Source organism: Lyngbya sp. CCY1209 (genome assembly GCF_055795065.1).
This window is the reverse complement of the sequence record NZ_JAYFER010000225.1, coordinates 1-10,162: the sequence shown is the minus strand read 5'-3', so window position 1 is coordinate 10,162 and position 10,162 is coordinate 1. Positions and strand designations below refer to the sequence as shown.

Here is a 10,162-nt window from a genome sequence, read left to right as displayed (position 1 = left end):
TCGCCGGCACCATTGCCGCCCAGGGCGATAATGGCGTGGGAGTCACCGGAGTCAGTTGGGACGCCCAAATTATGGCGCTCAAATTCCTGAACGATTTTGGTTCGGGAACGACGTTTGATGCCATTCAAGCGGTGGAATATGCCACGATGATGGGCGCCGACCTGACCAACAACAGTTGGGGCGGGGGCGGCTATTCCCAAGGTCTCAAAGATGCGATCGACGCGGCCGGCGATGCCGGACAACTGTTCATGGCGGCGGCGGGCAATTCGAGTTCGGACAACGATGGATTCCCCCACTATCCTTCCAGCTACGATTCCGACAATATCATCGCCGTGGCCGCCACCGACCATAACGATAACTTGGCGGGGTTCTCCAGTTACGGAGCCACTAGCGTGGATTTAGCCGCTCCCGGAGTCAATATCCTCAGCAGCGTTCCCGGCGACGGATACGCCAGTTACAGCGGCACCTCGATGGCGACTCCCCAGGTTTCCGGCGTTGCCAGTTTGATTGGGTCCCAAAATCCCAGCTTGTCCTCCGACGAAGTGAAAGAGATTATTCTCAACACGGTCGATGAAATTCCGGGACTCGATGGAACCGTCGCGACGGGCGGGCGTCTGAATGCCTACAACGCGGTTTTGGAAGCGGGTTCGGTTCCCCACATCGTCGAGCTCGAAGACGGGGAAAATGTCACCGACATCGACTTTGGAAACTGGCAACCCAGCAGCATTTCCGGTCACAAGTGGCACGACCTCAACGAAGACGGCGAGTGGAGTGACGACGAACCGCCGTTGGCCGGTTGGACGATTTACATCGACGGCAACGAGAATGGCGAGTTGGACGGGGGAGAAACCTCTGCCGTCACCGATGGAGAAGGGTTCTATTCCTTCAACGATCTGATTCCCGACGATTATACGATCGCGGAAGTGCAGCAGGAGGGATGGGCCCAAACCGCCCCGGAGGACGGCATCCACGCGATCGCCCTGGAACCGGGTACGGACGTCTCGGATGTCAACTTCGGCAACAAAGCCATGCCGGGGAGTATTTCGGGTCACAAGTGGCACGACCTGAATGAAGACGGCGGCAAGGATGACGGCGAACCGGGTTTGCAAGGCTGGACGATTTATATCGACGAAAACGATAACGGCGAATTCGACCCCGAAGAACCCTCCACCGTCACCGACGCCAATGGGGATTACACCTTCACCGATGTCGAACCCGGCACCTATGAAGTGGCGGAGGTGATGCAAGACGGATGGCAGCAAACCTATCCCGGCAGCCTCAAAAATACCGGGTTTGAAACGGGAGATCTGACCGGTTGGGAAACGGAAGGAAGTACGTCTGTGGAGACGGATGCCTTCGGTTCCAACCCCACCGAGGGAACCTACCAAGCCCTGATTACCAATGGCAGCGGTTCCCAAAGTGATGCCGACCTGGAAACCTTCCTGAATTTGGCAACGGGCACCCTGGACGGTTTGGGCAACGGCGATGCCACGGAAGGTTCCGCCATCAAACAAACCCTGACGGTGAAGGCGGGAGATGAAATCAGCTTCGATTACAACTTCCTCACCGACGAAGGTTTTGAATCGTCCTTCAATGACTTCGCCTTTGTCTCCGTGGAGTCCGAGGGCGACACGGTGGCCAATACTTTCACCCCCCTGGTACCCTCCGGAACGAGTTTCGTCGATGAAACCGGATGGGGAACCTACACCTACACCTTCACCGCCGACGGCACTTATACCGTCGGGGTGGGAGCGGTCGATGTGGGAGATACTGTCGTCGATTCCGGCCTGTTGCTGGATAACTTCTCCTTCACCGGGACTGCCCCCGGCAGCCATACGGTGGATGTCGCCCCTGGCGAAGAAATCCTCGACATCGACTTCGGCAACGTCCTCGGCGGCGGCGGTGGTTCCGTTCTTTTTGAAGAGGACTTCGCCGACAATTCGGCGGGGTGGACCCTCGATGACGAATGGGAAATCGGCGCGGCGACGGCATCGAGCGGCGAGCGCTACGGCAATCCCGACCCCGATACGGACCACAGTCCCACCGATGACAACGGCGTGGCGGGGGTCGTCATCGGCGGCAATGCCAGCCAGACGGTTCACGATGCTTATTACCTCACCAGTCCGGTTGTTGATACCGACGTTTCGGAAAATGTCTTCCTGGAGTTCCAGCGCTTTCTCAACAGTGACTACGAACCCTACATGGCGAACAGCGTCGAGGTGTTCGACGGCGACAGTTGGGAGGTGCTGTGGGAAACTGGGGCGGAACCGGGTGTGACTGACAGTGAATGGACCGAGCAGGTCTTCGATATTACCGACTACAAGAATTCTAACTTCCAGGTGCGGTTCGGATTCGATGTGGGAGACGATCGCGTTTATCCGGTCAGTTCTTGGAACCTCGACGACGTGAAAATCTACACCGAAGAAGCCGGGGAACCGCCCGAAACGGCGATCGGGGAAACGGGGACGATTTCGGATCTGACCCACAATATTCAGACGATTTCCTTGACTCAGGAGTATGAAAACCCGGTCGTTTTGGCGCAACCCGCCTCTCGGAACGGGGGACAGACCGTGGCGGTTCGCATCGACAATATCACGGCGGACAGCTTCGATATCTTCCTGCAGGAACCGGACGGCTACGACGGCACCCACGTCCCCGAATCGGTGAGTTACATCGTCCTGGAAGCGGGAGAGTGGGAACTCGCGGACGGCACCCGTCTGGAAGTGGGTCGTTTCGACAGCGATGCCGAGGTTCCCGGCGGTGTCCCCGTCACCTTCGGCGGTGGCTTTGAGGAGACTCCGGTCGTCTTCAGCCAAGTTCAGACCGCCAACGATCCCGAGTTCGTGCGGACTCGCCACCTGGAAGACGGTGCGGGCGGTTTCACGGTGGCTTTGGAAGAGCAGGAAGCCCCCCTGACTCCCGGTCACGGCGAGGAAACTATCGGTTGGTTGGCGATCGCACCCGGTGCGGGAGACTGGAGCGGTCAGACCTATGAAGCGGGGAATACCGGAGATGCGGTGACTCACAATTGGTACTCCCAATCCTTCGGGGCCGGCTTTGTGGAAGCGCCGAAATTCTTGGCTTCTTTGGCGACTTACGACGGCGCCGACCCCGCCGGGTTGCGCTACGACGACCTGACCGGTACGGGGGTGTCCGTGATGGTGGAGGAAGACGTGACGGCCGACTCCGAAATGAACCATACCAGCGAAGTGGTCAACTTCTTGGCCATCGAGGGGGATGGGTTGCTGAGTGCGACGCCGGCTTCGACTTCTTTGGCGACCATTGCCCCCGCCGATGAGGCGATTTCGGACGCACTCATTTCGCAGTTTGAAATGGTGCCCGGAGAAATTGCCGGATTTGCCCTGCCCACGACGGATGAGGTGAATCTGTTCTAATACCGAAATATCGGCGATTCTCAAGTTGCCTATGGCCCGCTCAAACTTGAATTTTTGGGGACGTTCTCCGGAACGTCTCCTTTTTTTTGTGTGGTCAACATTAACGCCGATCGCCCGGGACTCGTAATGGCCTCGACCCGGCGATCGCGAACCTTCCAAACGAACGATATAAACTGGCCGAATCGGTGTCATTTTTTGACCACTTGATTTGAATTCCAACATGGAATGAAAACCGCAAGTTCCGAAACAGAACAGGGGAGATTCATGTTTGACGCGGATTGTTTTGAAGAAACTCTCAACTTCGACTGGTATCAAAATAACGAATACAATTGGAATTCAGATCGGAGCGGAGCGGGCGCCATTGAAACGGTCGCGGATGAACCCGAACCGGAGATCGATTTTGGCGATCGCGCCGCCCGGTTTTGGCAACCCATCGGGAGTCCTTCTGCTGACGAAATTCTGCTCTTTCAACATGACGGACTCGACTTGGGCACCGACGAGATTGCCTCTGCGGAAGCCGAAAAAATGACCGATTTCGACATCTTGACGGGGGAAGCGATCGCCCGTTCCGGCGACGGCGACACCCGCAATTCTGCCGACGGTCAAACCGCGATTAAAACGGCCACCGCCCCCGACCTCACCCGCCGGGGACGCCCGAAACGGCAGGGGGAAGCCGGCAGCTATTTTGCCGACCCCGCGCCGGCTCCCTCTGGAGTGAGAAGTGAGGGATGAGAAGTGAGAAATTTTTCTCTCTTCTCTCTTCTCTCTCCCATTGCCGGCGGTTTATTTATGTTTCGACCCTCTGTCCCGAGTGGTATCGGAGGGGCGATTTCGGGGAGGATTTCGGGAATAAAAAAAGCTGGAGATCAGCAGGCATAAAATGCCCAGATTGATCGAGACATCAGCTAAGTTGAAAATCGGGAATTGAATCAGGCGAAAATCCAAAAAATCGACCACGTGGCCGGCCAGGAAGCGATCGATGCCGTTGCCCAGCGCCCCCCCCAAAATCAAACCGTAGCCGATCTGTTCCCAGCGGTCGAAGCGGGGCCCGAACCGGGCTGCCGCCATCAATCCCAAACTGACCGCCAGGGACAGCCACCGCAGCCAGTAGACGCCGTTGCTGAACAGGCTGAATGCGGCTCCCGTATTGACCACATAGGTAAAGTGGAACACCCCCGGCCAGATGGGCAGGGTTTCGGGGGGGGTCGTCAATTCAAAAGTTTGTACGACCCAAAATTTGGTCAGGTGATCGATGGCCAAACTAACGGCGGCGGCTATCCAGAAAATCGAGTTTTTTTTAAATCCCATCAGGATGTCTGAATTTGAAAATCAGCTTCAATGCAAATCAATAAAACATCAATCCTCGCAGGACGTAGGACAGAACCGTAACCGCGCAGGCGACGGCCAACTGACCCGCCAGGGGGGCGATGGAGTAGCTGTTGACGGCCTCCATCAGGGGGACGATGCGATCGCCGGCCTCTTGAATCAAATAGGTTGCCACCAAATAGAGGATGCCGACGCTGTGGATGGTCGCCAAGCCGCACAGACAACTGAATGCCAGCAATTCTAACTTGGGGGGATTGCGAAAGGCCAGCAGGCCGCAGACCCATCCGCCGGGGACGAACCCCAGCAGGTAGCCGAAGGTCGGTTCGGCCAGGTAGCCGAAGCCACCCCCCTGGGAAAAGACGGGTAAGACGGTCAGACCCAGGGCGAGATAGGCGATTTGGGACATGGCCGCGGCATTTTTTCCCCCCATGCAGCCGACGAGGAGAACCGCCCCGATTTGGTAGGTGACGCCGAGGGAGTGGACTTGAACATTTTGCGGGTCCCAAAGGGAAGCCGGATCGGTGACGAAGGCCTCCAGGAAGGTGCCGCCGATGGTCAACAGGACGCCGATGATGGCCCACAAAAATTCAACGGGAGGTATCAAGTTTCACGGGGGGGTGCGACTGAGGTTTGAGTGGGGTGCGAGGATTCGGAGGCAGTCCCCCGCTGTCCGGGAACCGGGGCTTCTCCGCCCTGTAGTCCCAGGGACTCCAACATGGCGCGATCGCGATCGGGGGGCTGTCCCATCGTGGTCAGGTAGTGGCCGATGAGCATGGCGTTGATCCCCGATTTCAATCCTAACGCCTGGAGTTCTCCCATCACGGCTTCCCGTCCCCCGGCATAGCGTAAAATTTGTTCGGGGAGGATGAGGCGGAAGATGGCGATCGCCTTGAGGGCATCGTAGGGGTCGAGGCGGGGGCGATCGCCCAAAGGAGTTCCCTCCCGGGGATTGAGGAGGTTGATGGGGACGGACTCCACTTCCAACTCCCGCAGCGACAGGGCCAGGTCAACCCGGTCTGCCCAGCTTTCTCCCATACCGATAATTCCCCCCGTACAGGCTTGGATGCCGGCTGCCTTCAGGTTTTTCACCGTTTCGACGCGATCGCTCCAGGTGTGGGTGGTGACGATATTGGAATAAAAGTTTTCGGAGGATTCCAGATTGTGATTGTAGCGGGTGACTCCGGCTTCGGCGAGGGCTTCGGCCTGTTCCCGGGTGATCTCACCGAGGGCACAGCAGGGTTTGATGGAGGTTTCGGCTTGGATGCGCCGCACCGTCTCCAATATTTCTGCAAATTCCGAGGATTTGGGGCTGTTGTACTTGATGCCCCGTCCCTGGGATACCAAACAGAACCGTTTGGCGCCGGCGGCTTCTGCGGATTTGGCCTGGGCCAGAATTTCTTCGGGGGATTTCAACCCGTAGACGGGGGAGTTTTCCCCGGGGTGGTGAGCGGACTGGGAACAGAAACTGCAATTTTCCGAGCAGTTCCCGGACTTGATATTGACGATGCTGCACAGATCGACGGTGTTGCCGCAACAGGCTTGGCGCACCCGGTCGGCGGCTTCGCACAGCATCAGGATGTTGTCGGTCCCCTCGATCTCGGTCAGGGCGATCGCTTCTGGACGGCCGATGCGATCGCCGGCGATGATGCGATCGGCGAGGGAGTCGAGCCACTGCCGCAGCGATTCCGGACGGGGGGCGGGGAGTTGAGATTGACGGTTGGTTGATGGCGGTGCTTGAACCACGTTGAAACCTTGAACTGCTTGACGATCCTGAATTTTGCTATCTTACCACTATTGCGATCGCCCCCTCAATCCGTCGGCACCGGAGGCCGGCCGGCAAAAACCAAAAATTTTCTCAACAAGCGGAAAGGCCTTCGATCCCGTTTTGGGAGAAATGAAGCCCAAAAAAATTGATTTTCAGACCAATCCTCATCTCCGCGCAGTCCGCGCCAACAACATCTTTCAACTCATTCTCAATTGCTGACAACCGTTAACCTTCCCTTTACCTTGAACTGTTAATAAGGCGATATCCTCTAGGTTAGCTATTGTCGTCATTGTCAAACTATCTGAGCGATATGCTGTTCTCTCGACCTTCCCATTTATTCTCGAAACTGTTTGCGATCGCCCTGACCGCCGGGTTGGCTGCTTGTGGCGGAACCGAAACCGGCGACCCCGATGTCGCCGATACCAATGCGGGCGGGCCTTCTGCGGAACTGATCGCCCTCAACCAGCAGGTCGATATCGTCGGCGCTGGGGCATCCTTCCCCGCCCCCCTCTACCAGCGTTGGTTCCAAGAAATCAGCCAGGGCGTCCCGAACCTGCAAATTGACTATCAGTCGGTGGGGAGTGGTGCAGGGGTCGAACGCTTTACCCAGGGGCTCGTCAACTTTGGGGCCAGCGACGTGGCGATGAAAGACGATGAAATCGCCAAGGTCGAACGGGGGGTCTATATGCTGCCGATGACCGCCGGAAGCATCGTTTTGGCCTACAATTTGGATGGGGTCGAAAACTTGCAGTTGCCCCGGGATGTATACATAGACATTTTCTTGGGTAACATCACCAATTGGAACGACCCCAGAATTGCCGAGGCCAATCCCGGTGTGGAGCTTCCAGATCAGCCCATCACCGTTGTCTACCGTTCCGACGGCAGCGGCACCACCGGCGTTTTCACCATGCACCTGAGCGCCATCAGCGACGAGTGGGCCAATCAGGTGGGTGAAGGGAAAACCGTCGAATGGCCCACCGGCATCGGCGGCGCCAAAAACGACGGGGTGACGGCCCAAATCAACCAGACCCCCGGCGCGATCGGTTACGTCGAATATGGGTTCGCCCAAAATGCCGGCCTGAACATGGCCGCCCTGGAAAACCAGGAGGGCAACTTCATCCCACCCACCAGCGAAGCCGCCTCCAAAACCTTAGCAGCCGTGACCCTCCCCGACGATTTGCGGGCGTTCATCTCCGACCCCGAAGGAGCTGATTCTTATCCCATCGTGACGTACACTTGGTTACTGACCTACCAGCAATATCCCGATCCGGAAGTCGCCCGAGCCGTCGAAGCGATGATTCAGTACGGTTTGACGGAAGGTCAAAAAGTGAGTCCGCAACTCGGCTACATCGCCCTGCCGCCCAACGTCGTCCAAAAAGTGGCGGAGAAAGCCGATCAGATCAGCCCGGATTTCACCATCAACGTTAATTAATCGGCGCATCTGATCTCAATTTCCGGAGTATTTTCTGGGATGTATCAAGACACCTAGAAATTGGGGAAGCTGGGAACGCCACTCTCACTTCCCCAGCATTGAAAGTAACCGTTCGATTCCCGATAACCGAATGGCAACTCTGCCGATCGCCCACCGTCGGGACATCTCCTGACCGTCAACTCGAATGCACGCCCACTGCGAATTATGGTTTCACCACCCACCCAAATCCCCCAAGGAATCCCCCAGTCGCGATCGAAACTTGAAAAAAATCTCGACACCGGCTTCATCTGGCTGACCCGCCTTTTTGCCTGGGGAATTATTGCACTGCTAATTCTGATCGCCCTGCCGATCGCCCAACAGAGCTGGCCGGCATTCCAAAGATTCGGCCTGGGATTTTTGTTCAACAGCGCCTGGGACCCCGTGAACGAAAATTACGGCGCCCTGCCCATGATTTACGGGACGCTGATGAGTTCTCTGATCGCCCTGGTCATCGCCATTCCCCTGGGGGTGGGGACGGCGATCTTTCTGAGCGAAGATTTTATTCCCCTAGCCGTGCGGACGCCCCTGACGTTTTTGGTCGAACTGTTGGCCGCTATTCCCAGCGTGGTCTTCGGCCTGTGGGGAATTTTCGTACTCATCCCCTTCCTGCGGCCGGTCCAGATGTTTTTGTTCAAAAACTTCGGCTGGATTCCCTTTTTCAGCACCTCCCCCATCGGCCCCGGGATGTTCCCGGCGGGGGTGGTTTTGGCGATCATGGTCTTGCCGATCATCACGGCCATTTCCCGGGACTCCCTGGCCAGCTTGCCCCCAGACCTGCGCCAAGCCTCCCTCGGCCTGGGCGCCACCCGCTGGGTGACGATCTTCCGAGTCCTGATCCCCGCTGCCTTCTCCGGCATCATCGGGGGAACCATGCTCGGTTTGGGTCGGGCGATGGGAGAGACGATGGCGGCGACGATGATCATCGGCAACTCCAACAAAATCAGCGTTTCTCTGTTCGCCCCCGGCAACACGATCGCCTCCCTGCTCGCCAACCAGTTTCCGGAAGCCTCGGGGCTACAAGTCTCCGCCCTCATGTATGCGGGAATGGTTCTGTTTATTCTGACCCTGCTCGTCAATGTGGCGGCCCAGTGGATCGTCAACCAAGTTCAGGCGAAATATCAATAAGTTCCTCCTGGAACCATTCGTTCTCAAAAATTGTCGCTCCGTTTCCTGTCGTGATTCTCAGTTGACTTGTCTCGAACCATGTCAAATGCCGTTGCCAAAGCCAAAGCTGGAAGTCTGATTCGCAATCCCAAAAGCTTCCAATCTCTATTCGGTACCGTGATGACGGGTATAGCGGGGGCCTGTCTGGGCATCGCCCTGGTGCCCCTGTTCGCCGTTTTGATCTATGTGCTCTTCAAAGGGGCGGCCCGTCTCAATATCGATCTATTTACCCAACTTCCCCCCACCGCCGGACAGACCGAGGGGGGCATCGCCAGCGCGATTTTGGGGACGATCATGGTGGTGGCGATCGCCACATTGATCGCCCTCCCCTTCGGCGTCCTGGCCGCGATTTTCTTATCGGAGTTCAGTTCGGGCCCGGTCCCCCAGTGGATTCGGTTCGCCACCAACGTTTTGAGCGGCGTTCCGTCCATCATCGCCGGGGTGTTTGCCTACAGTTTGATCGTATTGGCCACGGGAACCTTTTCCGTGATGGCCGGTGCGATCGCCCTGGCGGTGTTGATGCTGCCCACCATCGTCCGAACGACAGATGAAGCGTTGCAGATCGTGCCGCAGGATGTCCGCTGGGCGTCCGTGGGCGTGGGAGCCTCCAACTACCAGACGGCCCTGAAAGTGGTGCTCCCCGCCGCCCTCCCCGCCATCCTGACGGGCGTGACCTTGGCGATCGCCCGGGCCGCCGGAGAAACAGCCCCGCTGCTGTTCACGGTGATTTATACCAACAACTGGCCGAAGGGTCCGTTCGCGCCGACCCTGCCCTCCCTGGCCTATCTGGTTTACGAGTTCGCCCGCGGCTTCGACAAGGTGCTGCAAGAGTTCGCCTGGGCGGCTTCCCTGGTGTTGGTGTTCTTGGTCTTGATCACGAGCGTCATCGCCCGCTGGGCGACCCGCCAGAAAACCTATTAAAGCATCGTGTTTCTCGATCGCGGGTCTTATTGACTCCGCAAAATTACCATGGTTTATTAGTTAATGCCGATATCAATGGTGCAGCTAATATCCTCAAATAGCAACAACTTTAGGATTTTC

The 10,162-nt window shown here is 57.5% G+C and carries 8 protein-coding genes; 5 read left to right on the top strand and 3 right to left on the bottom strand.

What is annotated here, in order from left to right; translation table 11 throughout:
• On the top strand, positions 1–3,395 hold a 3,395-nt coding region (locus AC0QHF_RS05000), incomplete at its 5' end, for a S8 family serine peptidase (protein ID WP_324703086.1).
• Positions 3,396–3,620: 225 nt separating this feature from the next.
• Positions 3,621–4,127 (top strand): hypothetical protein, encoded by a 507-nt coding sequence (locus AC0QHF_RS04995; RefSeq protein WP_324703085.1) that lies wholly within the window; start codon positions 3,621–3,623, stop codon positions 4,125–4,127.
• Between the two features lie 51 nt (positions 4,128–4,178).
• Here the strand turns inward: AC0QHF_RS04995 and lspA are convergent, their stop codons facing one another.
• Genes lspA through bioB form a run of 3 tightly spaced genes read right to left on the bottom strand, consistent with a single transcriptional unit; the run spans position 4,179 to position 6,464 of the window.
• The gene (gene lspA / locus AC0QHF_RS04990) at positions 4,179–4,703 is read right to left on the bottom strand and encodes a signal peptidase II (RefSeq protein ID WP_324703084.1); all 525 of its coding nucleotides are present in this window, start codon (positions 4,701–4,703) and stop codon (positions 4,179–4,181) included.
• A 37-nt stretch (positions 4,704–4,740) separates the two neighbouring features.
• The gene (locus AC0QHF_RS04985) at positions 4,741–5,325 is read right to left on the bottom strand and encodes a biotin transporter BioY (protein WP_324703083.1); all 585 of its coding nucleotides are present in this window, start codon (positions 5,323–5,325) and stop codon (positions 4,741–4,743) included.
• On the bottom strand, positions 5,322–6,464 hold the full coding sequence (gene bioB / locus AC0QHF_RS04980) for a biotin synthase BioB (RefSeq protein WP_324703082.1): 1,143 nt from the start codon (positions 6,462–6,464) through the stop codon (positions 5,322–5,324). The genes AC0QHF_RS04985 and bioB overlap by 4 nt, the downstream gene beginning before the upstream one ends.
• Positions 6,465–6,796: 332 nt before the next feature.
• On the opposite strand from bioB, the gene pstS reads away from it, so the two are divergent.
• From pstS to pstA, 3 genes are all read left to right on the top strand, one after another.
• Positions 6,797–7,918, top strand: a complete 1,122-nt coding sequence (pstS, locus tag AC0QHF_RS04975; protein WP_324703081.1) for a phosphate ABC transporter substrate-binding protein PstS — start codon at positions 6,797–6,799, stop codon at positions 7,916–7,918.
• A 204-nt stretch (positions 7,919–8,122) separates the two neighbouring features.
• On the top strand, positions 8,123–9,082 hold the full coding sequence (pstC, locus tag AC0QHF_RS04970) for a phosphate ABC transporter permease subunit PstC (protein ID WP_324703080.1): 960 nt from the start codon (positions 8,123–8,125) through the stop codon (positions 9,080–9,082).
• 78 nt (positions 9,083–9,160) lie between these two features.
• Positions 9,161–10,042 (top strand): phosphate ABC transporter permease PstA, encoded by an 882-nt coding sequence (gene pstA / locus AC0QHF_RS04965; RefSeq protein WP_324703079.1) that lies wholly within the window; start codon positions 9,161–9,163, stop codon positions 10,040–10,042.
• Positions 10,043–10,162: the final 120 nt, after the last annotated feature.